Consider the following 22,862-nt stretch of genomic DNA (forward strand, 5'->3'; position numbering starts at 1 on the left):
CTGTTTTATCCGGCCTGCAGACCGGTAACGCTATGTACTGATTACGAATGCGCTTCCTGAGCTTCTGTGATAATGGCGTAGAGCTCTTGATCACTCTGGGCCGCACGCAGGCGACGGCAGACCGTCTTATCTGCCAGGCGTTTTGCGACCAGCGACAGGGTATGAAGGTGCGTCTTACACTGATCGGCAGGCACCAGCAGAGCGAACAGCAGATCGACCGGCTGATTATCCACGGCGTCAAAAGCAATAGGCTGATCGAGGCTGATAAACACTCCCACTGCCCGCAGCGTGTCCTCTTCCAGTTTGCCATGCGGAATAGCAATGCCGTTGCCAATGCCGGTACTGCCCATACGCTCGCGGGTCAGAATCGCTTCGAAAAGCGTCTGGTGCGGCAGATTGAGCTGCTTAGCCGCCAGTTCGCTGATAATCTCCAGCGCGCGTTTTTTACTCTGGCAGTGTACGCCGCTGCGGGTGCAGTCAGGCGTCAGAACCGAGCTCAATTCCAGTGTCAGATCGTTGTTCATCGTGGTTTCACTTGCGAGTTCACATAGCCACAGAGCGAAAAGCCCTGCTGGCGCTTGCGCAGATGATAAAACGGGGCGCTCTTCCGCCCCATTTTTCCCTGAGCGCTGAACGGGTCAGCGCTCTGCAAACGTGAAGGTTAGTGTTTTTTCAGTTTGTCTTTATGTTTGGTCAACTGACGTGCCAGCTTATCAACCAGCCCGTCAATGGCCGCGTACATATCTTCCGCTTCCGCTGTGGCGTGCAGCTCACCGCCGTTAACGTGCAGAGTTGCCTCTGCAATCTGAGTCACTTTCTCCACTTTCAGAACAATATAAACCTGATTGATGCGATCGTAATAGTGTTCAAGTTTGCCAAATTTGCTGTTCACAAATTCGCGCAGCGGGTCAGTGATTTCGACATTGAGTCCGGTAAGGTTTAGCTGCATAGGTCTTCCTTCTGAGTTCGGTCAGACCAGCTGTTTACGCTGGTTTGATGGCGGTATAGATAAAGACTCGCGATACTTCGCAACCGTACGTCGCGCTACCATAATACCCTGTTCAGATAACATGGCGGTCAGTTTGCTGTCGCTCAAGGGCTTTGCGGGATTTTCTGCCGCGACCAGTTTTTTTACCAGCGCACGAATGGCCGTAGACGAGGCTTCGCCGCCGCCTTCCGTGCTGACATGGCTGGAGAAAAAATATTTCAGCTCAAAAATACCACGCGGACTGTGCAGATATTTTTGCGTGGTCACGCGTGAGATGGTGGACTCGTGCATATCGACCTGTTGCGCGATATCTGCCAGCACCATCGGACGCATATACTCTTCGCCCTGCTCAAAAAACGCCTGCTGCTGCGCAACGATACAGCGGGTAACCTTGAGCAGAGTGTCATTACGACTCTCCAGGCTTTTAATGAGCCAGCGCGCTTCCTGCAGATTATTGCGAATAAACTGGCTGTCGCTATCGCTGCGCGCTGAACCGCCCATGGCGGCATAGTGCTGGTTGATCCGCAGACGCGGCAGGCTTTCAGCGTTCAATTCCACTATCCAGCGTGCGCCCGCTTTGCGCACCAGCACATCCGGAATAACGTATTCCGGTTCACCCGTATTAATCGATTGTCCGGGGCGCGGATCGAGCGACTGTATCAACAGCATCGCCTCTTTCAGCACCTCTTCTTTCAGGCGGGTCACCCGCATCAGGCTGCGGAAGTCGTGATTAGCCAGCAGATCGAGATGTTCACTGACAATCAGGCGCGCCTCTTTTAGCATAGGAGCGTCAGCCGCATATTGCGATAGCTGAACCAGCAGACAGTCGCGCAGATCGCGCGCGCCTACGCCAACCGGATCAAACCGCTGGACGCGCTTGAGAACCGCCTCTACCTCATCCAGCGTCAGCTCATCGTCACCGATACTGTCGCAAATTTCCTGCAGCGTCACGGTGAGATAACCGGTCGTGTCGATCGCATCAACAATCGATGTCGCAATAGCGCGATCGGTATCGGTAAACGGGGTCAGCTCCACCTGCCACATCAGGTAATCCTGCAGCGACTGCGTGGTTTCTCCCTGATACACCGGCAGTTCATCATCCTGATAATCTGTTCCGGTGCCGGAAGGGGTGCCGGCGGTATAAATTTCATCCCACGACGCATCCAGCGGCAACTCGTCAGGCATCTCTTTCTGTTCCAGCGCCTCACGGGTATCTAACGTATCGCTTTCCTGCGTTTCGCGTGCGTCCACTTCATCATGAATATCGGTCTGCTCAAGTAGCGGATTGCTCTCCAGCGCCAGCTGGAGCTCCTGCTGGAGTTCAAGCGTAGAGAGCTGCAGCAGGCGAATGGCCTGTTGCAGCTGGGGGGTCATCGCCAGCTGTTGGCTGAACCTGAGTTGCAAACCTTGCTTCATAATCCGGCTTGAATGTCCTAAGCGAATATCGGGTTAATCGACACCTTATCAGAGTCTGAACTCTTCGCCCAAATAAACCCGCTTAACCTGCTCATCTGCCAGAATTTCATCCGGCGTGCCGTGTGCAATCAGATTGCCCTGGCTGACAATATAGGCGCGTTCGCAGACGGCCAGCGTTTCACGCACGTTATGGTCGGTGATCAGGACACCGAGGCCGCTGTCGCGCAAATGTTCGATGATCTTTTTGATATCGATAACGGAGATGGGGTCAACCCCGGCGAACGGCTCATCCAGCAGAATGAACTTTGGATTCGCTGCCAGCGCGCGTGCAATTTCAACGCGGCGACGTTCTCCCCCGGAGAGCGCCTGGCCCAGGCTGTTGCGCAGATGCTCAATATGGAACTCTTCCATCAGCTCATTGGCGCGATCCTGGCGCTGCTCTTCGGTCAGATCGTCGCGGATCTGCAGCACGCCCATCAGATTGTCATACACGCTCAGCCGCCGGAAAATAGAGGCTTCCTGCGGCAGGTATCCGATACCACGACGCGCACGGGCGTGCAGGGGCAGGATACTGATATCCTCATCATCGATAATAATGCGGCCCGCATCGCGCGGGACAATGCCGACCACCATATAAAATGTCGTGGTCTTACCGGCGCCGTTAGGACCCAGCAGTCCGACAATCTCGCCCGATTTAACCTGCAGGCTGACATCTTCCACTACGCGGCGGCCTTTATACGCTTTGGCCAGATTTTCAGCGACTAAAGTTGCCATCGGTCAGTTACTCTTTTTAGGGCTCGCAGCGGAACCGTTTTTATCCTGCAGCTGTGAAGGAACCAGCACCGTGGTGACGCGTTTGCTTTGACCCTGACTATAGGCCTGCATTTTCTGCTCTTTCACCAGATAGGTGATGCGATCGCCTTTGATGTTGCTGTCCTGCTGTTCAATGAAAGCATTACCGGTCAGCTCGACAAAATCGTTGGCCAGCTCATAGTGCAGCTTAGCGGCATGGCCTTTAACCGGCTTGCCGTTGTCCTGCATCTGATAAAACGTAGCCGGATTGCCATAGGCATCAACAATAGTTTTGTTGCTGTCGCCGCCGGGACGGGTCACCACGACTTTATCCGCTGTAATTTTAATCGTGCCCTGCGTGACAATAACATTGCCGGTAAAGGTCGCCACGTTGCCCTGCAGATCCAGCGCCTGATTAACGGAGTCGATATTAACCGGTTTTTCTGAGTCGCCGGTGACAGCCAGCGCGGGCAGGCTGCCAATCAGCAGCGATCCCAGCAGCAGCGCGTTAACGCTATTTTTGTTCATTTTGAATTTCATAAGAGGTTTTGACCTTTTCAAGCAGTTCGGCGTTTTTTGTCCGCAAATTGCCGCGCATCTTCATGCCCGTGGAGTTAAAACTGCGGCCAAATAGCGTCACCTGGTCGTCAGACATGACATCCTGGGTCACCAGATTGACCTGCGCGTTATCAGTGATAATGCGTTCCAGCTGAGAATCCTGCGTCAGCGTATGCACTTCAACGTGGCCATACAGATAAAGCATACGATCTTTCGTTAGCTTTGCTTTGTCCGCCCGTACTGACCAGGTTGGCACTTTGTTTTCATCAAAGGTTGTCATAACGGGACGATCAAACCAGCTGACTTCATCAGCTGAAAAATAGGTCACTTTATCGGAGACAAGCTTGTAGGCCAGTGCACCCGTTGGGTTGTATACCACGGTATTAGAGTTCGCGCTGGTGTAGGTTGGCTCCTGATCGTTTGAAGCCAACGGCGTGGCACTCTCATCCTGATTCGTCAGGTTCCAGCCGATCAATATCAGCGCGACCAGAGCCAGAATCAGCGTTATCCAACGCCTGCTTTTACTCATACTGATTGCCCTCTGGCATCCTCAAATTTATTCTGCGCCAGTAATATCAGGTCGCATATTTCGCGTACCGCACCGCGTCCGCCGCCGATGCGTGTGACATAGTCTGCACGCGGCAGCAAGACCGGATGTGCATCCGCTACGGCAACACTCAGACCCGCCTGCGCCATGACCGGCCAGTCGATCAGATCGTCGCCAATATAGGCAACCTGCGTGCTGTCCAGTGACAGTTTATCCAGAAGTTCGCGCCACGCCAAAAGCTTATCTGATTGTCCCTGGTAAAGATGCGTAATGCCCAGCGTTTCACAGCGATCTTCCAGCAGCTTAGCGCGACGGCCGGTTATAATAGCGACTTCGATGCCGGAGGTCAGCAGGCAACGTATGCCGTAGCCATCCCGCACATTAAACGCCTTCAGCTCTTCACCGCTGTTTCCCATATAGATCAGGCCGTCTGACATGACGCCATCGACATCACAAATCAGCAGGCGGATTTGCGCTGCCCGTGCCATGACTTCAGCTGATACCGGACCATAGCAGGTGGCAACCAGCGCATTTTCAGCGTTCATTTACATTTCCTGTTCAGACTACGCCAGCGCGCAGCATGTCATGCATGTGGACGACGCCCAGCAGCCGATCTTCATCGGCTACCAGGACGGCAGTGATATTTTTATTTTGCATCAGATTTAAGGCCTCTACCGCCAGCATATTTGGCCGGACGCGGATGCCGCCACGCGTCATGACGTCCTGAATACGCGCTGACTGAAAATCGACGCCCATATCAAAAATACGGCGCAGATCGCCATCGGTAAAAATCCCTTCAATTTTCATTAAGTCATCGACGATCACCGTGAGACCGAGGTTTTTGCGCGTGATCTCCAGCAGGGCATCACGCAGCGACGCCTCGCGCGTGACGTGCGGAATTTCATCGCCGCTGTGCATAATGTCGCTGACGTGCAGCAGCAGTTTACGACCCAGCGCGCCGCCAGGATGCGACAGCGCAAAATCCTCTGGCGTAAAACCGCGCGCCTCAAGCAGCGCCACCGCCAGCGCATCGCCCATCACCAGCGTTGCCGTGGTGCTGGACGTTGGCGCCAGTCCCAGCGGGCACGCTTCCTGCGGCACTTTCACACACAGGTGAACATCTGCCGCGCGGCCCATGGCGCTCTCCGGGCGGCTGGTCATACAGATCAGCTGCACTTTCTGTCGCTTCAGCACCGGGATCAGCGCCAGGATCTCTGCCGACTCGCCGCTGTTCGAGATGGCGATAACCACATCGCTGGCGCTCACCATGCCGAGGTCGCCATGGCTCGCCTCGCCCGGATGCACAAAAAAGGAGGCGGTGCCGGTGCTGGCAAAGGTCGCGGCCATTTTCTTACCGATATGTCCTGACTTGCCCATGCCCATCACCACGACTTTTCCCTGGCAGGCATAAAGCAGCTGGCAGGCGCGGCTGAAGTCGTCATTGATATACTGATCAAGCTGTTCAAGTCCTTCACGTTCGATGCGCAGAACCTTTTTACCCGCCTGCTGAAAATCAAACTCTGCATGCTGCTGTGACATATCAGTGCATCCTTAATAGCCAGTAAGAAGGGTGGGGCTGAGCCACAGCCATAGCACCCAGAGAAGAAATCCGCTCAGTAACAGCGCGCCGGCTATCCGGCCGACGCGCCGCTTACGCAGCAGACAAAACAGGGCAAACACTACGCTGACGCCGAGCATGACCCAGTAATCACGGCTAAACGCGAGCGGATTGACCTCGCCCGGATGAAACAGCGCGGGCAGGCCAAGAACAATCGCCAGGTTGAAAATATTGGCGCCGATCAGATTACCAATCGCCATATCATCTTCACCTTTCAGCGCACCCGCGACAACCGTGGCCAGCTCCGGCAGGCTGGTCCCTACCGCGATAAGCGTCAGCCCCATCACCAGCTCGCTTACGCCAAAGTAATCAGCAAAGACGGTGGCATTGTCGATGACCATACGGGTCGACATCGGCAATATAATCAGCGCGACCGCCAGCCAGAGAAAGGCTACCGTGTTACCCGCTTCATCGCGCGGCAGTTCTGCCAGCTGTTCCCGGGTGAGTGTATCGCTGTTGTCATGTCCGGCGCGGCGGGCAATGCGGATCACGATCAGCAGATAGAACAGCGCCATCAGCAACAGCGCCACACCATCCAGCCGGCTCAGGTAATTATCAAACAGCATAATGCCGCTCAGCAAAGAGACCAGCAGCAGCAGCGGAAGTTCGCGCCGAATCAAATTGGAGTGTACGGTTAAAGGATGAAGCAGCGCGGCGCCACCCAGAATTAACAGGATATTCGTAATGTTTGAGCCCAGCGCGGTGCCTACGGCCAAATCCATCTGTCCATGTTGCGCAGCTGAAAACGAAATAATCAGCTCCGGTAGCGATGTGCCGATACTGACTACCGTCATGCCGATAATCAGCGGCGGAATACCGAATGAGCGGCACAGAATGGCGGCGCTGAAGACCAGTCGATCGGCCCCGTAAACCAGTAACAGCAATCCGATAAACAACAGGGCGGTAGCTACAAACATGAAAAATCCTTGATGGATACGGTGCCGGCGGACCCTGGCCGGCAAAAAAACCTGAGATGCGGGGAGAGTCAGCCGCTGATTTTGACTCTCTGAGCGACAAAAGTAAATTTAATGACCGTTTTCGCCACACTGAACCGGTAAGTTTCTGTAAAACTATCGTGAATTGCGGTTTACCAGGCTACCATCCACCCCATTTAGTACGCCCGACCCGCTTAACGAGGTAATAATGACTCAGCAGCAAACGAATCTGGTCGAGGTGCGCGGTGTGAGTTTCACCCGTGGCGATCGCACGATATTCGATGATATTTCACTTACGGTTCCGGCGGGCAAAGTGACCGCGATTATGGGACCTTCCGGCATCGGAAAAACAACGCTGTTACGCCTGATTGGCGGTCAGCTGCAGCCTGACCACGGCGAAATCTGGTTTCAGGGCCAGAATATTCCCAGCCTGTCACGGCGCAAGCTCTATGAAGCCCGTAAGAAAATGAGCATGCTGTTTCAGTCAGGCGCGCTCTTTACCGATCTTAACGTCTATGAAAACGTCGCCTGGCCACTGCGCGAGCACACTCAGCTGCCGCCGGAACTGCTGCACAGCACGGTGATGATGAAGCTTGAAGCGGTCGGACTGCGCGGCGCGGCAAAACTTATGCCGGCAGAGCTCTCCGGCGGGATGGCGCGACGTGCTGCGCTGGCACGTGCCATTGCGCTGGAACCGGAACTCATTATGTTTGATGAGCCGTTTGTGGGGCAGGATCCAATAACTATGGGCGTGCTGGTCAAGCTGATTGATGAGCTGAACCACTCGCTGGGCGTGACCTGTATTGTGGTATCGCATGATGTGCCTGAAGTCCTGAGCATCGCCGATCACGCCTATATTGTTGCCGGGCAAAAAATCATTGCTGAAGGCAGCACCCGGCAGCTGAAGGAGAACGCCGATCCGCGCGTACGCCAGTTTATTGATGGGCATGCTGATGGTCCGGTGCCGTTTCGTTTCGCCGCCGGCGACTATCTTAGTGATTTGACCCGGACAGGGAGAGAGTAAACTCATGGTGTTACAGGCACTGGCGTCGCTCGGGCGTCGGGGAATAAACAGCTGTGCGACCTTTGGTCGGGCCGGTCTGATGCTGTTTCATGCGCTGGTGGGAAAACCCGCTTTTCGCCGCCATGCTCCATTGTTGATCAGGCAGCTGTACAGCGTTGGCGTACTCTCGCTGCTGATTATTGTGGTTTCTGGTCTGTTTATCGGCATGGTGCTGGGACTGCAGGGATATCTGGTGCTGACCACCTACAGCGCGGAGACCAGCCTTGGCATGCTGGTGGCGCTGTCGCTGCTGCGTGAGCTGGGGCCGGTTGTCACGGCGCTGCTGTTTGCCGGACGAGCCGGCTCGGCGCTGACGGCAGAGATTGGTCTGATGAAAGCCACAGAGCAGCTCTCCAGTATGGAGATGATGGCGGTGGATCCGCTGCGCCGCGTGGTCTCGCCGCGCTTCTGGGCGGGTTTTATCAGTATGCCGCTGTTAACGCTGATTTTTACGGCCGTCGGTATTGCCGGTGGTGCACTGGTTGGCGTTGGCTGGAAAGGTATCGATCCCGGCTTTTTCTGGTCCGCGATGCAAAGCGCGGTAGATTTTCATAATGATGTCCTTAACTGCCTGATCAAGAGCGCAGTTTTTGCCATTACGGTAACCTGGATTGCGCTGTTTAACGGCTACGATGCGATTCCGACGTCGGAAGGTATCAGCCGGGCAACAACGCGTACCGTCGTACACGCTTCACTGGCGGTGCTTGGGCTTGATTTTGTGCTGACCGCACTGATGTTTGGGAACTGATGCAATGCAAAGCAAGAAAAATGAAATTTGGGTAGGGGTATTTATGCTGGCGGCGCTGGTGGCGCTGCTGTTTCTCAGTCTGCGCGTGGCCGATCTCAAATCGCTGGGCACCGAGCCCACGTGGAAGCTCTACGCTACCTTTGACAATATTGGCGGCCTGAAAATCAGTTCACCTGTGAAAATTGGCGGCGTCGTCATTGGCCGCGTAACGGATATTTCACTGGATGAGAAAAGCCTGTCGCCGCGCGTGACCATGGATATCAGCGAACAGTATGCCGATAAAATCCCGGATACCAGTTCTCTGGCTATTCGTACGCAGGGTTTGCTGGGCGAACAGTTTCTGGCGCTGAATCTGGGCTTTGACGATCCGGATCTCGGTTCAGCTATGCTGAAAGATGGCGGAACGTTGCGCGACACCAAATCTGCCCTGGTGCTTGAGGATTTGATTGGTCAGTTCCTTTACAAAAGCGGCGACGGCAGCAAAGAGAATCAGTCACAGGATGGCGAGCGTGCACCTGCGCCTGCCACAACGGAATAATCCAGAGAGGTAAAACACGATGTTGAAACGTTTTCTGATGGTTGCCCTGCTGGCAATCGCTCCCCTGGCCGCCACAGCAGCGGATACGGATCAGAGCAACCCGTATAAGCTGATGAATGAAGCCGCAGCCAAAACTTTTACCCGGCTGAAAAATGAACAGCCGAAAATCAAGCAGGATCCCAACTATCTGCGCGATATTGTGCGCCAGGAGCTGCTGCCCTATGTGCAGATTAAATATGCCGGCGCGCTGGTTTTAGGCCGCTACTATCGTGAAGCGACGCCGGCACAGCGCGACGCCTACTTTGCCGCATTCGGTGACTACCTGGCCCAGGCTTACGGGCAGGCGCTGGCGCTGTATCACGGTCAGACTTACCAGATTCAGCCGGAAAAACCGCTGGGCGATGCCAATATTGTGGCTATTCGCGTCACCATTGTTGATCCTAACGGCCGTCCGCCGGTGCGTCTCGATTTTCAGTGGCGTAAAAACAGCCAGAGCGGAAAATGGCAGGCTTACGATATGATTGCCGAAGGGATCAGTATGATCACCACCAAGCAGAATGAGTGGAGCGATCTGCTGCGCACTAAAGGCATTGATGGCCTGACTGCACAGCTGAAAACCTATGCGGCACAACCTATTACACTGGATAAACAGCAATAATGAGTGAATCGTTACGCTGGCAGCGCAGTACTGATACGCTGGTACTGAGCGGCAAGCTTGACCGGGATACGCTGCTGACACTATGGCAGCAGCGTGAAACGGTTATGCAGAATATAAACGTCATTGATGTGGCGGCTCTGGAGCGGGTCGATTCGGCCGGGCTGGCGCTGCTGGTGCATCTGCGCGAGATGGTACGCGCGCAGGGAAGTACGCCGCTGTTCACGGGTGTGACAGATAAACTCCATTCTCTTATTACGCTTTATAATCTTCAGCAGATTATTGTTTCTGCGGAGAAAAGCGTCTGATCTGACGGCTGAAAAACCAGGCCCCTGATGCGTTCAGGGGCTTTTGCATATTTAAGACTCAGCCGCTTTCCTCTAAGATATCCGCCTTATTATTATCAAGTGAAGTTATAAACCATGGAAAATAGTGAAGTTCAGGCAGTCCTGATGCAGGCGCTGTCATTAGATGAAGTCCACGTGATGAGCAACGACGGCAGCCATTTCCAGGTGATCGCCGTGGGCGAAATGTTTGGTGAACTGAGCCGGGTAAAAAAACAGCAGGCTGTTTATGCGCCGCTGATGGAATACATTGCGGATAATCGCATTCATGCGGTTTCCATCAAGACTTATACTCCCGCCGAGTGGGCTCGCGACCGTAAACTTAACGGATTCTGAGTACCAGTCTGGTTGTTTTGTTGATAGATAATTGAGAGCCGTGTTAATGGACAAATTTCGTGTGCAAGGCCCCACCCGCTTAAGTGGTGAAGTGACCATTTCCGGCGCAAAAAATGCAGCGCTGCCGATTCTGTTTGCCGCGCTGCTGGCAGAAGAGCCGGTAGAAATTCAGAATGTCCCGCAGCTGCGTGATATTGATACCACCATGAAGCTGCTGAGCCTGCTGGGTGCACGCACAGAGCGTAACGGTTCGGTGCATGTTGATGCGCGCGAAGTTAACGTCTTCAGCGCTCCTTACGATCTGGTTAAAACGATGCGTGCTTCTATCTGGGCGCTCGGGCCGCTGGTGGCACGATTTGGTCAGGGTCAGGTATCACTGCCGGGCGGCTGCGCGATTGGTGCCCGTCCGGTCGATCTGCATATCACTGGTCTGGAACAGCTTGGCGCGGAGATTAAGCTGGAAGAGGGCTATGTTAAAGCCTCAGTCAATGGCCGCCTGAAAGGCGCGCACATCGTCATGGATAAAGTCAGCGTCGGCGCTACCGTAACCATTATGAGTGCGGCAACGCTGGCAACCGGCACCACGGTAATCGAGAACGCGGCGCGCGAGCCGGAGATTGTTGATACGGCAAACTTCCTCAATACGCTGGGTGCAAAAATTTCTGGCGCAGGCACGGACAAAATTACGATTGAAGGTGTGGAACGTCTGGGTGGCGGTGTCTATCGCGTGCTGCCGGATCGTATCGAAACCGGCACCTTCCTTGTGGCTGCGGCTATCTCGCGCGGCAAAGTCATCTGCCGCAATGCACAGCCGGATACGCTGGATGCGGTACTGGCTAAACTGCGCGACGCGGGTGCAGAGATTGAAACCGGTGATGACTGGATTAGTCTTGATATGCACGGCAAGCGGCCAAAAGCGGTGAATATCCGCACTGCACCGCATCCGGGTTTTCCAACCGATATGCAGGCGCAGTTCACTCTGCTGAATCTGCTGGCGGAAGGCACGGGCGTGATCACAGAAACCATCTTTGAAAACCGCTTTATGCACATCCCGGAACTGATCCGTATGGGTGCGCATGCGGAAATCGAGAGCAACACGGCGATTTGTCACGGTGTGGAAACGCTCTCGGGTGCACAGGTTATGGCGACCGATTTACGTGCTTCGGCGAGTCTGGTACTGGCAGGCTGTATTGCTGAAGGCACTACGGTTGTTGACCGGATCTACCATATCGATCGCGGCTATGAGCATATCGAAGATAAGCTCAAAGCGATGGGCGCGAACATTGAGCGTATCAGCGGCGAATAAGCCAGTCAGTATGATGGACCAGAACCAGTCACAGCAGCGTGGCTGGTTTTTTTTTATTTTTTTTCCGGGATCTTTTTCAAACTATCGGGCGATCGGATCCGTTTTTTGCGATCCAGCAAAAGCAGGGTGTCAGGATCGTAATAGCGGCTTGGCCAGATTTCTGCCGGATGCACCTCAAGCGCCATAGCGATAAGCCACTCGCCTTTGGGCCAGGGGCGAGACAGCGCATTGGCGAGCGTTGAGGAGCAAAGCCCTGCCGCACGTGACAGCGCCGCCAGTGAAGTACCACGTTTGCGTAGCGCTGCGATAATATCTGCAGGATGCCAATCCTCTTTCCTTGTCTGCATAACTTGTTCTCCATATCCATGTAATGCGTAATCGCTGCCGCGGCAGTGAAGGGTAAAACTGGAAATTAACGGCTCTATATAGCAAAAAGGTTCCATTAATTTCCAGTAATTGTTACACCCAGGTAGCAAAATCTGGCGGGTATTCGCAAAAAGCGTGCAAACTTATGCAAACGGCGCAGGAAACGGCGGGGAAATGAAAAACGGAGCCGGGCGGCTCCGTTTGGGATTAAAAGTCGCGCTGCACTGACATATGCGCCAGCGCTTCAAGCGCAGTACGCCACGGACTCTCAGGCAGCAGCTGTAGCGCAGCAATCGCTTTATCCGCTTCTTCTTCAGCGCGTTTGCGCGTCCACTCCAGTGAACCCGTCTGCTGCATAGCGGCCAGCACCGGCTCCAGCAAATGGCGTCCATTGCCTTCCTCAATCGCGCTGCGGATCATAGCGGCCTGCTCGGGTGTGCCATGGTGCATGGCATGCAGCAGGGGCAGCGTCGGTTTCCCTTCGCTGAGATCGTCACCGGTATTTTTACCCAGCGTCTCGCCATCTGCGCTGTAGTCGAGCAAATCGTCAATTAACTGGAAAGCGGTGCCAAGGTAGCGACCATAATCCTGCAGCGCTTTCTCCTGAGCAGGCGAAGCCTCTGCCAGAATCGCTGAGGCCTGAGAAGCAGCCTCAAACAGACGCGCCGTTTTACTGTAGATCACACGCATGTAGCTCTCTTCAGTGATGTCAGGATCGTTACAGTTCATCAGCTGCAGCACTTCGCCTTCTGCGATCACATTCACCGCTTCTGACATCAGCGCGAGGATCTTTAAGGATCCGAGGCTGGTCATCATCTGAAAAGCGCGCGTATAGATAAAATCACCTACCAGCACGCTGGCGGCATTACCAAACGCCGCATTCGCAGTCGCTTTGCCGCGACGCATGTCAGACTCATCCACCACATCATCATGCAGCAGCGTTGCCGTGTGGATAAATTCAATCAGCGCTGCGTTCGTGACATGCAGCGAACCCTGATAGTTGAGCGCACGCGCTGAAAGCACGGCAATCATCGGACGAATGCGTTTACCTCCGCCGCTGACAATGTAGTAGCCCAACTGGTTGATCAGTGAGACATCTGAATTCAGCTGGTCGAGGATGGTCTGGTTGACGGCCGCCATGTCCTGCGCGGTTAGTTCGTTAATTTGTTCTAGGTTCATTCGTCTGTTCAGCTTTGACTCGTTTTTTGCATGGTAGGCGCTTTTACCCAGCGTGAGTTCAGGTAATCTGTTACTGATTGTACTTGAAAATTCAGGATGAGAAACGGTTGCATTCACTCTGCGCTTTTTTTCTGCAGGAGAGTGCAAAGTGCGCTTGTTTTCTGCTGGATATTTGCGTAGAATTCGCGCCCTATTGTGAATATTATCGCGCCGCCTGATTACACAGAAAGGCAAGCGCAGAAGCGGAGTTTTATATGTACGCGGTTTTCCAAAGTGGTGGTAAACAACACCGAGTAAGCGAAGGTCAGACCGTTCGCCTGGAAAAGCTGGACATCGCAACCGGCGAAACCATTGAGTTCGACCAGGTTCTGATGATTGCAAATGGCGAAGACGTGAAAATCGGCGCGCCACTGGTTTCAGGCGGAATGATCAAGGCAGAAGTTGTTGCTCACGGTCGCGGCGAAAAAATCAAGATTGTTAAGTTTCGTCGTCGTAAACACTACCGTAAGCAAGCTGGTCACCGTCAGTGGTTCACTGATGTGAAAATCACGACGATCAGCGCGTAAGAGGAGATCTGACAAATGGCACATAAGAAGGCTGGTGGTTCGACCCGTAACGGTCGCGACTCCAACGCAAAACGTCTGGGTGTTAAGCGTTTCGGTGGTGAATCTGTTCTGGCAGGTAGCATCATTGTTCGTCAGCGTGGCACCAAGTTCCACGCCGGTACCAATGTAGGCTGTGGTCGTGACCACACCCTGTTTGCTACCACAGACGGCAAAGTTAAATTCGAAGTGAAAGGCCCGAACAACCGTAAATATATCAGCATCGTTGCTGAGTAAGGTTGTCGTGCTGCAGACGATAATCGTCTGAACACACGAAGGAAAGGCCCCGCAGCTTTGCGGGGCTTTTTACATTCTGCCGCCGGTTATCGAATCCCCGCTAACTGAGCTGCGCGGTTTGTTGTACACTTTCTGTACATCTCATATTACCAGATTTGCATTATCCGCCGCCGGTCAGCACAGAAGACCCTGGCGGACCCGTCTGCCGCTCTCTGCAGCGACAGACGACAGTGTGACGGAGAAATAGAATGAAGTTTGTTGATGAAGCGACGATCCTTGTGGTCGCAGGCGATGGCGGCAACGGTTGCGTTAGCTTCCGCCGCGAGAAATATATTCCTAAAGGCGGCCCGGACGGCGGTGACGGCGGTGATGGCGGTGACGTCTATCTGCTGGCAGATGAAAACCTCAATACCCTGATCGATTATCGCTTTGAAAAAGCGTTCCGCGCTGAGCGCGGTCAGAATGGTCAGAGCCGCGACTGCACCGGCAAACGTGGTAAAGATGTCACCATCAAAGTGCCGGTCGGTACGCGCATAATCGATCAGGGCACCGGTGAAACGCTGGGCGATATGACGCGCCATGAGCAGAAGCTGATGGTAGCGAAAGGCGGCTGGCACGGTCTTGGTAACACGCGTTTTAAATCCTCGGTTAACCGCACCCCGCGCCAGAAAACCATGGGTACGCCAGGCGAGAAACGCGATCTGCAGCTGGAGCTGATGCTGCTGGCCGATGTCGGCATGCTGGGTCTGCCGAATGCGGGTAAATCGACCTTTATTCGCGCCGTTTCTGCAGCGAAGCCAAAAGTGGCGGACTATCCGTTTACCACGCTGGTTCCCAGCCTGGGCGTTGTGCGCATGGACAGCGAAAAAAGCTTTGTCGTGGCCGATATCCCGGGGCTGATTGAAGGTGCAGCGGAAGGCGCCGGGCTGGGCATTCGCTTCCTGAAGCATCTTGAGCGCTGTCGCGTCCTGCTGCACCTGATCGACATTGCGCCTATCGACGAAACCGATCCGGTTGAAAACGCCCGCATCATTCTTGGCGAGCTGGAAAAATATAGCGAGAAGCTCTATCAGAAGCCGCGCTGGCTGGTGTTTAACAAAACTGACCTGCTGAGTCAGGAAGAAGCTGAAAGCCGCGCTAAAGCGATTGCAGAGGCGCTCGGCTGGGATGACAAATATTATCTTATCTCTGCCGCCAGCCGTACCGGCGTGAATGAACTCTGCTGGGATGTGATGAGCTTTATCATCGCTAATCCTAAAGAAGCGGAACTGGAAGAGAAGCAGCCTGAGAAGGTCGCGTTCATGTGGGATGATTACCATCGTGAAGCGCTGGAGACCGCTCAGGAAGTGGAAGAAGATGATGACTGGGATGACGACTGGGATGATGAAGACGACGAAGGCGTCGAAATTATCTATCAGCGTTAATCGCAGCTAAAAGCGGCCTTCGGGCCGCTTTTTTTATCTGCAGAGCTAGCCGTTGAGCTGATACGGCAGCGTACAGCGGGCAATCAGTCCGCTGCGGTCTTCACGGTTTTCCAGCGTCAGCGTACCGCGGTGCATTTGTACAATACGCAGCACAATATTCAGACCCAGTCCGCTGCCGCCGTAGCGCTGATCGCGACGGCGAAAGGCCTGGGTTAACTCCTCTGCGGCTCCGGCATCAATACCCGGCCCTTCATCCCATACCTCTGCCGTTACCTGCTGCGCATCCCGGTATAGCTTAACCTGCACCTCGCTGTTTTCCGGGCTATAGCGCGAGGCGTTCTCCAGCAAATTGCGCAGCATCAGGCGCAACAGCACCGCTTCGCCCTGTTGCGGGATATCACTCCCCTCTGGCCAGCGCAGCCGCTGCTGACGCTGTAGCAGCAGCTCGTCCATCTCTGGTTTCAGCGGCTGCATGATATCCTGCAGCCACCACAGCTGCTGATAGTGTCCGCCCGCCAGCGCCTGGCCGGCACGTGACAGCATGAGCAGCTGCTCTACGGTGTGCATCAGCTGATCGATACGGCTAATCAGCATTTCACTCTGCGGCACCTGCTGCTGCAGCAGTTCCAGATGCAGCCGCAGCCCGGCGAGGGGCGTACGCAGTTCATGGGCAGCATCGGCAGTAAAAAGCCGCTCCTGCTGCAGCGTGTGGTCCAGACGGGAGAAGAGCTGGTTGATGGCGCCGGTGACGGCAACGATTTCATCCATATCTGAATACACCGGCAGGGGAGTGAGGTTGTCGGCGGAACGATGCGCCAGGCTATCCTGCAGCAGCTTAAGCGGGCGAATAATCCAGTTAATCGCCCAGAACGAGAGCAGCAGCGTCAGGCATACCATCACCAGTGAAGGCAGCAGCAGCGAAGCGATCGCTTCGCGGATCTCATTCTCGACCCGCTGATTGCGCGCCTGAGCTGAGAGCGTCTCATTGACAAGAAAGCTGATCTGCTCCCGGCTCTCGTGCCAGAGCCAGATCACGCTCATGACCTGACAGATAAGCAGGATCAGCGCCAGCATGATCAGTAAGCGCTGCCGCATACTGTTCATTCGCGCAGTTCCAGCCGGTAACCCACACCGCGAACCGTTTTAATCCGATCTTTTCCCAGCTTGCGGCGCAGATTATGAATATGCACTTCCAGCGTGTTCGATCCAGGATCGTCGTTCCAGCTATAAAGATCCTGCTGCAGCGTTTCGCGATGCACATTTTGTCCGATGCGCATCAGCAGGCGCGTCAGCAGCGCAAACTCTTTAGGCGTAATATCCACCGACTGATTTTCAAGCAGCACCTGCTGCGTGCTGAGATTGAGCGTCAGATCGCCCTGTTGCAGCTGGTTATCGCTCTGCCCCTGATAGCGGCGGATCAGCGCCCGAACCCGCGCCTGCAGTTCTGCCAGTGCAAAAGGCTTGATCAGATAATCATCCGCACCGGCATCCAGGCCCTCCACGCGATCCTCCAGCGCATCACGCGCCGTAAGGATCAGCACCGGGATCGCAACGCCCTCGCGCCGCCACTGGCGCAGCAGCGAAGCGCCGTCGCGATCCGGCAGGCCAAGATCCAGCACGATCAGCGTATACTGACCGCTGCGCAAGAGCGCATTGCTCTCTGCGGCGCTGCTGGCGCAATCTGTTGCATAACCCTTAGCGCCCAGCGCCTGTGCCAGGCCCGATTGCAGCAGCGCATCATCTTCAACAATCAACAATTTCATTAGTTGTTCTTGTTAATGTCCGTGTAGAGGCGGCTTTCAAAGCGAACCAGCGGAATACGCCGCGTTTTCTGATTTTCCGGGGGCACGGCATAGCCTGACAGAAACTGCACAAAGGCAACGCGCGCACCGCTGGACGTGGTAATAAACCCTGCCAGATTATAGACGCCCTGCAGAGAACCGGTTTTTGCTGAGACTTTGCCATCGAGGCCCGCTTCATGGAGCCCGCCACGGTACTGCAGCGTGCCGTCGTAGCCAGCCAGCGGCAGCATAGAGATATAGTCGAGCGTGGCGTCGTTTTTAGCAATGTACTGCAGCACCTGCATCATTGTCTCTGGCGAGATCAAATCGTGACGCGACAGGCCGGAACCATCAACCTGAATGCTGTTGCCCATATCAATACCCGCTTTTTCGCGCAGAATACGACGCACGGCGTCAGAGGCGGCACGAAACGTACCCGGCACGTTAAAGTAGTGATGGCCGATGGTGCGGAACACGGTGTCCGCAATCATGTTGTCCGACTTTTTCAGCATCATGCGCAGTAGCGTATGCAGCGGCGCGGATTGGGTCGAGGCGAGCACGGTACCCGGCGACGTAACCTGCGTCTGGCGTACCAGATGACCGCTATAATCAATATCAGCCGCACGCAGCATCCCTTTCAGGATTTCACCTGACCAGGCGGCATCATCCTGAACCGCAAAGGCGAGCGGCAGCGGTTCTGCCCGCTGGCGCATACAGCCTGTCAGCGTATAGCGGTTAAGCTCACCAGGCACCACATCCAGCTCGCAGTACTGACCTTCGCCGCTGTTAGGGGCAAGCGTCCGGACCTGGCTGAACATATGGGCCGGATAGTAAGACGCAATACGCACAAAGGCGGTTTCACCAGCGGTTTTGCCACTGTAAAGCGAAACCGAGAAACAGTTTTTGTCGACAATCGCCGCGCCAGGTGGTGCGCTGAAGCACTGGGTCAGATCGTTCCATGGCCAGCCGGGAGCCATATCGTGGCTGGCAAATACGGAGGTATCAATCACCAGGTTGCCTTTGATGTGCGTGATACCCTGCTGCTTCAGCGCGGCGACCATATTGCGCAGATTCTGCCTGCTCAGCGTAGGATCGCCGCCAAAGCGGGCCACCAGATCGCCGTTCAGCGTGCCGTCGGTAATAGCACCGCGTGTCTCAAGCGTGGTCTGAAAGCGGAAGTCGGGTCCCAGCTCCAGAAGTGCCGCCAGCGCCGTGATCACTTTCATGGTGCTGGCCGGTAAAGCCATCTGTTTTCCGTGGTAGTCAATAATAGGGGTTGATGCGCCCACTTTCTGTACCATCAGCGCCAGGTTCGCGCCGTCAGGTAAATACTGCATGTATTCTTCAACGGGGGCCGCTTGTGCCTGCAGCATTACCGCGCAGGTTAATCCGGTAACAAGTCGTGAAAATCGCATAATCTCGCGGTAACTGACGGATGGGGCGTCAATACTACGTCCCCGGGCAGGGCAAAGTAAACGATGACCCACAGGGAACTCTGGGGTAAAATACGTATCAAAATGCAAAACCGATCCCTGACCCGGAAAGCTTTCCGGGTCAGGGTTCTTTTGCTTTTGAAAAGGGGCCGTGTGCCGCAGAAGCGATTATTCTGCTGTCACCAGTCAGGATGACACCGTTAACCAGGATAGAGACGAGGAGCCAAAATGAATCAGATTCCGATGACGTTACAAGGCGCTGAGAAGCTGCGTGAAGAGCTGAACGAACTGAAAACCGTAAAGCGTCCGCGCATCATCGCCTCCATCGCTGAAGCTCGTGAGCATGGCGACCTGAAAGAGAACGCCGAGTACCATGCTGCGCGTGAAGAGCAGGGGTTTTGCGAAGGGCGTATTCAGGAGATTGAAGCTAAACTTTCTAATGCGCAGGTGATCGACATCACATCTATGCCAAAAACCGGTCGCGTCATTTTCGGTGCCACGGTAACTGTGCTGAATGTAGATACCGACGAAGAGTTTACTTACCGCATTGTGGGTGACGATGAAGCAGATTTTAAACAAAATCTGATCTCGGTTAACTCGCCAATGGCGCGTGGTCTGGTGGGTAAAGAGGCCGATGACGTAGCCATTGTGAAAACGCCAGGCGGTGACGTGGAGTATGAAGTGCTGAAGGTTGAATATCTGTAAGCACCCGCTGCTGTAATGCCGGGCAGAATGTAAAGAAAGGAAAAAGGCCGCATGGCGGCCTTTTATCGCATGCGTGAGCGTGGCACTTTCTCTGCCCGCTGCGCCGCGCTTAGTATAGAGCTTAACGAGGCAGCGTGATTTTGCGCTCTTTCGCCGGGCGGTACAGCACCAGCACATTGCCGATAACCTGCACATTGCTGGCCTTGGTTTCACGCACAATGGCCTCGACGATCAGCTGCTTGGTTTCGCGATCTTCTGAGGCAATTTTCACCTTAATCAGTTCGTGATGGTCAAGCGCCTGTTCGATTTCGGCGAGCACGCCTTCAGTAAGGCCGTTGCCGCCCAGCATGACCACCGGCTTTAGTGGGTGGGCCAGGCCTTTCAGGTGCTGTTTTTGTTTGGTACTCAGATTCATCGTATTTTTTGCTTACTCAGGGATTGAAAACGGGTCATTCTACCGCCATCTCGGGTATATCGCCAAATCATCGCTACCCATTGCGCGCTGATTTATCGCTACGATGACGATTTAACTGGAAAAATTATGACGGGTAAAAAGCGTTCGGCCAGTTCCAGTCGCTGGCTTCAGGAACACTTTAGCGATAAATATGTGCTTCAGGCACAGAAAAAAGGGCTGCGTTCGCGCGCCTGGTTTAAACTTGATGAAATTCAGCAGGGTGACAAGCTGTTTAAACCCGGTATGACCGTGGTGGACTTAGGCGCGGCACCCGGCGGCTGGTCACAATATGTGGTACAGCAGATTGGCAATAGCGGGCGGGTGATTGCCTGCGACCTGCTGCCGATGGATCCGATTGTCGGCGTGGATTTTATGCAGGGTGACTTCCGTGACGAGGCCGTGCTGAAAGCGCTGCTTGAGCGGGTAGGGGACCAGAAAGTTCAGGTGGTGATGTCAGATATGGCACCCAACATGAGCGGTACGCCAGCTGTGGATATTCCTCGTTCAATGTATTTAGTTGAACTGGCGCTGGAAATGTGTCGGGATGTACTGGCTCCCGGCGGCAGTTTTGTTGTGAAAGTGTTTCAGGGAGATGGCTTCGATGAATACCTCCGGGAAATTCGCTCCCTATTTACGAAAGTGAAAATTCGTAAGCCAGACGCTTCGCGGTTACGTTCACGTGAAGTGTATATTGTGGCGACAGGGCGCAAACTGTAGGCCCGAATACCGGCGTCAAAGCAAGCTGAATAGTACGTTTATCCCGGCCTGATTCTGAGTTTCAGGGTAAACCAGCAAATTCATCCATGCTGCGATTCCAGGTATGAAGGATATATAGTACCCTACGCTGTCTGTTAACACCGTTGTAATATGAGGTTAATCCCTTGAGTGACATGGCGAAAAACCTGATTCTCTGGTTAGTCATCGCGGTCGTGCTGATGTCAGTATTCCAGAGCTTTGGGCCCAGCGAGTCGAATGGCCGTAGGGTTGATTATTCAACCTTCCTGTCGGAAGTGAACCAGGATCAGGTCCGCGAGGCACGTATTAACGGGCGTGAAATTAACGTAACCAAAAAAGACAGTAATAAATATACCACCTACATTCCTGTCAACGATCCCAAGTTACTCGATAACCTGCTGACCAAAAACGTCAAAGTAGTGGGTGAACCACCTGAAGAGCCAAGCCTGCTGGCTTCTATCTTCATTTCCTGGTTCCCGATGCTGCTGCTGATTGGCGTATGGATCTTCTTTATGCGTCAGATGCAGGGCGGCGGCGGTAAGGGCGCGATGTCCTTCGGCAAAAGCAAAGCCCGCATGCTGACGGAAGACCAGATCAAGACCACCTTTGCCGACGTCGCTGGCTGTGATGAAGCGAAAGAAGAGGTGGGTGAGCTGGTAGAGTATCTGCGTGAACCAAGCCGTTTCCAGAAGCTGGGCGGTAAAATCCCGAAAGGCGTCCTGATGGTGGGTCCGCCGGGTACAGGTAAAACGCTGCTGGCTAAAGCTATCGCCGGCGAAGCGAAAGTGCCGTTCTTCACTATTTCCGGTTCCGATTTCGTAGAAATGTTTGTCGGCGTGGGCGCATCCCGCGTGCGTGACATGTTCGAACAGGCGAAAAAAGCTGCGCCGTGCATCATCTTTATCGATGAGATCGATGCGGTAGGACGTCAGCGTGGTGCCGGTTTAGGCGGTGGTCACGATGAGCGTGAGCAGACGCTGAACCAGATGCTGGTTGAGATGGATGGTTTTGAAGGCAATGAAGGCATTATTGTTATCGCCGCAACCAACCGTCCGGATGTACTCGACCCTGCGCTGCTGCGTCCGGGCCGTTTTGACCGTCAGGTTGTCGTTGGCCTGCCGGACGTGCGCGGTCGTGAACAGATCCTGAAAGTGCATATGCGCCGTGTGCCGCTGGCAACCGACATCGATGCGGCTATTATCGCACGCGGTACACCGGGCTTCTCGGGAGCTGACCTGGCAAACCTGGTCAACGAAGCCGCACTCTTTGCCGCTCGTGGCAACAAGCGCGTAGTGTCGATGGTCGAGTTCGAAAAAGCCAAAGACAAAATCATGATGGGTGCAGAACGCCGCTCCATGGTGATGACGGAAGCGCAGAAAGAGTCAACCGCTTACCATGAAGCCGGGCATGCGATTATCGGCCGTCTGGTGCCAGAACACGATCCGGTACATAAAGTTACGATCATTCCGCGCGGCCGTGCGCTGGGCGTGACGTTCTTCCTGCCGGAAGGTGATGCTATCAGCGCCAGCCGTCAGAAGCTGGAAAGTCAGATCTCCACGCTCTATGGGGGTCGTCTGGCTGAAGAGATCATCTACGGCGCAGAACATGTCTCTACCGGTGCATCTAACGACATCAAAGTGGCGACCAATCTGGCTCGTAACATGGTGACGCAGTGGGGCTTCTCAGAGAAGCTTGGCCCGCTGCTCTATGCGGAAGAAGAGGGTGAAGTGTTCCTTGGCCGTTCCGTAGCGAAAGCCAAGCATATGTCAGATGAGACTGCGCGCATCATCGATCAGGAAGTTAAACACCTGATCGACAGCAACTATCAGCGTGCACGTCGTATTCTGGGCGAGAACATGGATATTCTTCATGCGATGAAAGATGCGCTGATGAAGTATGAAACCATTGATGCTCCGCAGATTGATGACCTGATGGCGCGCCGCGATGTGCGACCGCCAGCTGGCTGGGAAGATCCCGGCAGCAACAACTCTGACAGCAACGGTACGCCAAAGGCGCCACGTCCGGTTGATGAACCGCGTACGCCGAATCCGGGTAATACCATGTCTGAGCAATTCAATAAATAAGAGGCCATCACCTCAGCA

The 22,862-nt window shown here is 54.5% G+C and carries 28 protein-coding genes; 13 read left to right on the forward strand and 15 right to left on the reverse strand.

Annotated features, from left to right (window positions below):
• Window positions 1–41: 41 nt before the first annotated feature.
• The 9 genes from ptsN to B4056_RS02765 all read right to left on the reverse strand — a co-directional run bounded on the left by ptsN (window position 42) and on the right by B4056_RS02765 (window position 6,836).
• The gene (gene ptsN, locus B4056_RS02725; protein ID WP_039382195.1) at window positions 42–524 is read right to left on the reverse strand and encodes a PTS IIA-like nitrogen regulatory protein PtsN; all 483 of its coding nucleotides are present in this window, start codon (window positions 522–524) and stop codon (window positions 42–44) included.
• A gap of 137 nt (window positions 525–661) precedes the next feature.
• The gene (hpf, locus tag B4056_RS02730) at window positions 662–949 is read right to left on the reverse strand and encodes a ribosome hibernation promoting factor (RefSeq protein ID WP_039382198.1); all 288 of its coding nucleotides are present in this window, start codon (window positions 947–949) and stop codon (window positions 662–664) included.
• A 21-nt stretch (window positions 950–970) separates the two neighbouring features.
• A complete protein-coding gene (rpoN, locus tag B4056_RS02735; RefSeq protein ID WP_039382200.1) occupies window positions 971–2,404 on the reverse strand; it encodes an RNA polymerase factor sigma-54 in 1,434 nt (477 codons plus the stop codon).
• A gap of 48 nt (window positions 2,405–2,452) precedes the next feature.
• A complete protein-coding gene (lptB, locus tag B4056_RS02740; RefSeq protein WP_039382204.1) occupies window positions 2,453–3,178 on the reverse strand; it encodes an LPS export ABC transporter ATP-binding protein in 726 nt (241 codons plus the stop codon).
• A gap of 3 nt (window positions 3,179–3,181) precedes the next feature.
• On the reverse strand, window positions 3,182–3,736 hold the full coding sequence (lptA, locus tag B4056_RS02745) for a lipopolysaccharide ABC transporter substrate-binding protein LptA (protein WP_039382207.1): 555 nt from the start codon (window positions 3,734–3,736) through the stop codon (window positions 3,182–3,184).
• A complete protein-coding gene (lptC, locus tag B4056_RS02750; RefSeq protein ID WP_065650292.1) occupies window positions 3,711–4,283 on the reverse strand; it encodes an LPS export ABC transporter periplasmic protein LptC in 573 nt (190 codons plus the stop codon). The genes lptA and lptC overlap by 26 nt, the downstream gene beginning before the upstream one ends.
• Complete coding sequence (gene kdsC / locus B4056_RS02755) at window positions 4,280–4,846, reverse strand: 3-deoxy-manno-octulosonate-8-phosphatase KdsC (protein ID WP_039382215.1); 567 nt, start codon at window positions 4,844–4,846, stop codon at window positions 4,280–4,282. Before kdsC ends, lptC begins: the two co-directional genes overlap by 4 nt.
• A 13-nt stretch (window positions 4,847–4,859) precedes the next feature.
• Entirely contained in the window at window positions 4,860–5,840 is a 981-nt protein-coding gene (gene kdsD, locus B4056_RS02760; RefSeq protein WP_039382218.1) for an arabinose-5-phosphate isomerase KdsD, read from the reverse strand.
• 12 nt (window positions 5,841–5,852) lie between these two features.
• A complete protein-coding gene (locus B4056_RS02765) occupies window positions 5,853–6,836 on the reverse strand; it encodes a calcium/sodium antiporter (RefSeq protein ID WP_039382222.1) in 984 nt (327 codons plus the stop codon).
• Between the two features lie 226 nt (window positions 6,837–7,062).
• On the opposite strand from B4056_RS02765, the gene mlaF reads away from it, so the two are divergent.
• The 7 genes from mlaF to murA all read left to right on the forward strand — a co-directional run bounded on the left by mlaF (window position 7,063) and on the right by murA (window position 11,844).
• Window positions 7,063–7,878 carry a phospholipid ABC transporter ATP-binding protein MlaF gene (mlaF, locus tag B4056_RS02770; protein ID WP_039382224.1) on the forward strand — a complete coding sequence of 272 codons (816 nt, stop codon included), beginning with the start codon at window positions 7,063–7,065 and terminating at the stop codon, window positions 7,876–7,878.
• A 4-nt stretch (window positions 7,879–7,882) separates the two neighbouring features.
• Window positions 7,883–8,665, forward strand: a complete 783-nt coding sequence (gene mlaE, locus B4056_RS02775; protein WP_094110671.1) for a lipid asymmetry maintenance ABC transporter permease subunit MlaE — start codon at window positions 7,883–7,885, stop codon at window positions 8,663–8,665.
• 4 nt (window positions 8,666–8,669) lie between these two features.
• Entirely contained in the window at window positions 8,670–9,203 is a 534-nt protein-coding gene (gene mlaD / locus B4056_RS02780) for an outer membrane lipid asymmetry maintenance protein MlaD (RefSeq protein ID WP_094110672.1), read from the forward strand.
• Window positions 9,204–9,222: 19 nt separating this feature from the next.
• Complete coding sequence (mlaC, locus tag B4056_RS02785; protein ID WP_039382232.1) at window positions 9,223–9,861, forward strand: phospholipid-binding protein MlaC; 639 nt, start codon at window positions 9,223–9,225, stop codon at window positions 9,859–9,861.
• Window positions 9,861–10,166: a lipid asymmetry maintenance protein MlaB gene (mlaB, locus tag B4056_RS02790; RefSeq protein ID WP_039382234.1), complete on the forward strand. Its 306-nt coding sequence runs from the start codon at window positions 9,861–9,863 to the stop codon at window positions 10,164–10,166. The genes mlaC and mlaB overlap by 1 nt, the downstream gene beginning before the upstream one ends.
• A gap of 114 nt (window positions 10,167–10,280) precedes the next feature.
• Entirely contained in the window at window positions 10,281–10,538 is a 258-nt protein-coding gene (ibaG, locus tag B4056_RS02795; RefSeq protein ID WP_039382236.1) for a BolA family iron metabolism protein IbaG, read from the forward strand.
• Window positions 10,539–10,584: 46 nt separating this feature from the next.
• Complete coding sequence (gene murA / locus B4056_RS02800; protein WP_039382238.1) at window positions 10,585–11,844, forward strand: UDP-N-acetylglucosamine 1-carboxyvinyltransferase; 1,260 nt, start codon at window positions 10,585–10,587, stop codon at window positions 11,842–11,844.
• Window positions 11,845–11,897: 53 nt separating this feature from the next.
• On the opposite strand, the gene B4056_RS02805 is transcribed toward murA, so the two are convergent.
• Complete coding sequence (locus B4056_RS02805) at window positions 11,898–12,191, reverse strand: helix-turn-helix domain-containing protein (protein ID WP_150034801.1); 294 nt, start codon at window positions 12,189–12,191, stop codon at window positions 11,898–11,900.
• A 226-nt stretch (window positions 12,192–12,417) separates the two neighbouring features.
• On the reverse strand, window positions 12,418–13,389 hold the full coding sequence (ispB, locus tag B4056_RS02810; protein WP_039382243.1) for an octaprenyl diphosphate synthase: 972 nt from the start codon (window positions 13,387–13,389) through the stop codon (window positions 12,418–12,420).
• A gap of 254 nt (window positions 13,390–13,643) precedes the next feature.
• Here ispB and rplU point away from each other — a divergent pair, with 254 nt between their 5' ends.
• The 3 genes from rplU (at window position 13,644) to cgtA (ending at window position 15,652) form a co-directional block, all read left to right on the forward strand.
• Entirely contained in the window at window positions 13,644–13,955 is a 312-nt protein-coding gene (gene rplU, locus B4056_RS02815; RefSeq protein WP_039382246.1) for a 50S ribosomal protein L21, read from the forward strand.
• 15 nt (window positions 13,956–13,970) lie between these two features.
• Window positions 13,971–14,228: a 50S ribosomal protein L27 gene (rpmA, locus tag B4056_RS02820; RefSeq protein WP_039382249.1), complete on the forward strand. Its 258-nt coding sequence runs from the start codon at window positions 13,971–13,973 to the stop codon at window positions 14,226–14,228.
• 248 nt (window positions 14,229–14,476) lie between these two features.
• Complete coding sequence (gene cgtA / locus B4056_RS02825) at window positions 14,477–15,652, forward strand: Obg family GTPase CgtA (RefSeq protein WP_039382251.1); 1,176 nt, start codon at window positions 14,477–14,479, stop codon at window positions 15,650–15,652.
• A 45-nt stretch (window positions 15,653–15,697) separates the two neighbouring features.
• Here the strand turns inward: cgtA and pmrB are convergent, their stop codons facing one another.
• From pmrB to dacB, 3 genes are read right to left on the reverse strand one after another with little or no spacing between them, the layout of a single operon-like run.
• Window positions 15,698–16,756, reverse strand: a complete 1,059-nt coding sequence (gene pmrB / locus B4056_RS02830) for a two-component system sensor histidine kinase PmrB (protein ID WP_288653764.1) — start codon at window positions 16,754–16,756, stop codon at window positions 15,698–15,700.
• On the reverse strand, window positions 16,753–17,415 hold the full coding sequence (gene pmrA, locus B4056_RS02835) for a two-component system response regulator PmrA (RefSeq protein WP_071669139.1): 663 nt from the start codon (window positions 17,413–17,415) through the stop codon (window positions 16,753–16,755). The genes pmrB and pmrA overlap by 4 nt, the downstream gene beginning before the upstream one ends.
• Window positions 17,415–18,848, reverse strand: coding sequence for a serine-type D-Ala-D-Ala carboxypeptidase (dacB, locus tag B4056_RS02840; protein WP_039382258.1), 1,434 nt, complete (start codon window positions 18,846–18,848; stop codon window positions 17,415–17,417). The genes pmrA and dacB overlap by 1 nt, the downstream gene beginning before the upstream one ends.
• Before the next feature lie 246 nt (window positions 18,849–19,094).
• On the opposite strand from dacB, the gene greA reads away from it, so the two are divergent.
• Window positions 19,095–19,571 carry a transcription elongation factor GreA gene (greA, locus tag B4056_RS02845; RefSeq protein WP_039382260.1) on the forward strand — a complete coding sequence of 159 codons (477 nt, stop codon included), beginning with the start codon at window positions 19,095–19,097 and terminating at the stop codon, window positions 19,569–19,571.
• Window positions 19,572–19,692: 121 nt separating this feature from the next.
• Here the strand turns inward: greA and yhbY are convergent, their stop codons facing one another.
• Window positions 19,693–19,986 carry a ribosome assembly RNA-binding protein YhbY gene (gene yhbY / locus B4056_RS02850; protein WP_039382264.1) on the reverse strand — a complete coding sequence of 98 codons (294 nt, stop codon included), beginning with the start codon at window positions 19,984–19,986 and terminating at the stop codon, window positions 19,693–19,695.
• A 126-nt stretch (window positions 19,987–20,112) separates the two neighbouring features.
• Here yhbY and rlmE point away from each other — a divergent pair, with 126 nt between their 5' ends.
• The gene (rlmE, locus tag B4056_RS02855) at window positions 20,113–20,742 is read left to right on the forward strand and encodes a 23S rRNA (uridine(2552)-2'-O)-methyltransferase RlmE (RefSeq protein ID WP_039382266.1); all 630 of its coding nucleotides are present in this window, start codon (window positions 20,113–20,115) and stop codon (window positions 20,740–20,742) included.
• A 173-nt stretch (window positions 20,743–20,915) separates the two neighbouring features.
• Complete coding sequence (gene ftsH / locus B4056_RS02860) at window positions 20,916–22,844, forward strand: ATP-dependent zinc metalloprotease FtsH (RefSeq protein WP_039382268.1); 1,929 nt, start codon at window positions 20,916–20,918, stop codon at window positions 22,842–22,844.
• The last annotated feature ends 18 nt before the right edge of the window (window positions 22,845–22,862 follow it).

It is taken from the genome of Pantoea sp. UBA7232, assembly GCF_002473195.1.
Taxonomy (GTDB): Bacteria; Pseudomonadota; Gammaproteobacteria; order Enterobacterales; family Enterobacteriaceae; genus Pantoea; species Pantoea eucrina.

Bases quoted from the DNA above. Each gene is read 5' to 3' on its own strand.
- rlmE (WP_039382266.1), top strand. From the start codon at position 20,113: ATGACGGGTAAAAAGCGTTCGGCCAGTTCCAGTCGCTGGCTTCAGGAA.
- greA (WP_039382260.1), top strand. From the start codon at position 19,095: ATGAATCAGATTCCGATGACGTTACAAGGCGCTGAGAAGCTGCGTGAA.
- rplU (WP_039382246.1), top strand. From the start codon at position 13,644: ATGTACGCGGTTTTCCAAAGTGGTGGTAAACAACACCGAGTAAGCGAA.
- pmrA (WP_071669139.1), bottom strand. From the start codon at position 17,415: ATGAAATTGTTGATTGTTGAAGATGATGCGCTGCTGCAATCGGGCCTG.
- ibaG (WP_039382236.1), top strand. From the start codon at position 10,281: ATGGAAAATAGTGAAGTTCAGGCAGTCCTGATGCAGGCGCTGTCATTA.
- lptC (WP_065650292.1), bottom strand. From the start codon at position 4,283: ATGAGTAAAAGCAGGCGTTGGATAACGCTGATTCTGGCTCTGGTCGCG.
- dacB (WP_039382258.1), bottom strand. From the start codon at position 18,848: ATGCGATTTTCACGACTTGTTACCGGATTAACCTGCGCGGTAATGCTG.
- mlaF (WP_039382224.1), top strand. From the start codon at position 7,063: ATGACTCAGCAGCAAACGAATCTGGTCGAGGTGCGCGGTGTGAGTTTC.
- ispB (WP_039382243.1), bottom strand. From the start codon at position 13,389: ATGAACCTAGAACAAATTAACGAACTAACCGCGCAGGACATGGCGGCC.
- kdsC (WP_039382215.1), bottom strand. From the start codon at position 4,846: ATGAACGCTGAAAATGCGCTGGTTGCCACCTGCTATGGTCCGGTATCA.
- B4056_RS02765 (WP_039382222.1), bottom strand. From the start codon at position 6,836: ATGTTTGTAGCTACCGCCCTGTTGTTTATCGGATTGCTGTTACTGGTT.
- kdsD (WP_039382218.1), bottom strand. From the start codon at position 5,840: ATGTCACAGCAGCATGCAGAGTTTGATTTTCAGCAGGCGGGTAAAAAG.
- rpoN (WP_039382200.1), bottom strand. From the start codon at position 2,404: ATGAAGCAAGGTTTGCAACTCAGGTTCAGCCAACAGCTGGCGATGACC.
- mlaE (WP_094110671.1), top strand. From the start codon at position 7,883: ATGGTGTTACAGGCACTGGCGTCGCTCGGGCGTCGGGGAATAAACAGC.
- ptsN (WP_039382195.1), bottom strand. From the start codon at position 524: ATGAACAACGATCTGACACTGGAATTGAGCTCGGTTCTGACGCCTGAC.
- mlaB (WP_039382234.1), top strand. From the start codon at position 9,861: ATGAGTGAATCGTTACGCTGGCAGCGCAGTACTGATACGCTGGTACTG.
- rpmA (WP_039382249.1), top strand. From the start codon at position 13,971: ATGGCACATAAGAAGGCTGGTGGTTCGACCCGTAACGGTCGCGACTCC.
- B4056_RS02805 (WP_150034801.1), bottom strand. From the start codon at position 12,191: ATGCAGACAAGGAAAGAGGATTGGCATCCTGCAGATATTATCGCAGCG.
- lptB (WP_039382204.1), bottom strand. From the start codon at position 3,178: ATGGCAACTTTAGTCGCTGAAAATCTGGCCAAAGCGTATAAAGGCCGC.
- mlaD (WP_094110672.1), top strand. From the start codon at position 8,670: ATGCAAAGCAAGAAAAATGAAATTTGGGTAGGGGTATTTATGCTGGCG.
- ftsH (WP_039382268.1), top strand. From the start codon at position 20,916: ATGGCGAAAAACCTGATTCTCTGGTTAGTCATCGCGGTCGTGCTGATG.
- hpf (WP_039382198.1), bottom strand. From the start codon at position 949: ATGCAGCTAAACCTTACCGGACTCAATGTCGAAATCACTGACCCGCTG.
- pmrB (WP_288653764.1), bottom strand. From the start codon at position 16,756: ATGAACAGTATGCGGCAGCGCTTACTGATCATGCTGGCGCTGATCCTG.
- yhbY (WP_039382264.1), bottom strand. From the start codon at position 19,986: ATGAATCTGAGTACCAAACAAAAACAGCACCTGAAAGGCCTGGCCCAC.
- lptA (WP_039382207.1), bottom strand. From the start codon at position 3,736: ATGAAATTCAAAATGAACAAAAATAGCGTTAACGCGCTGCTGCTGGGA.
- cgtA (WP_039382251.1), top strand. From the start codon at position 14,477: ATGAAGTTTGTTGATGAAGCGACGATCCTTGTGGTCGCAGGCGATGGC.
- murA (WP_039382238.1), top strand. From the start codon at position 10,585: ATGGACAAATTTCGTGTGCAAGGCCCCACCCGCTTAAGTGGTGAAGTG.
- mlaC (WP_039382232.1), top strand. From the start codon at position 9,223: ATGTTGAAACGTTTTCTGATGGTTGCCCTGCTGGCAATCGCTCCCCTG.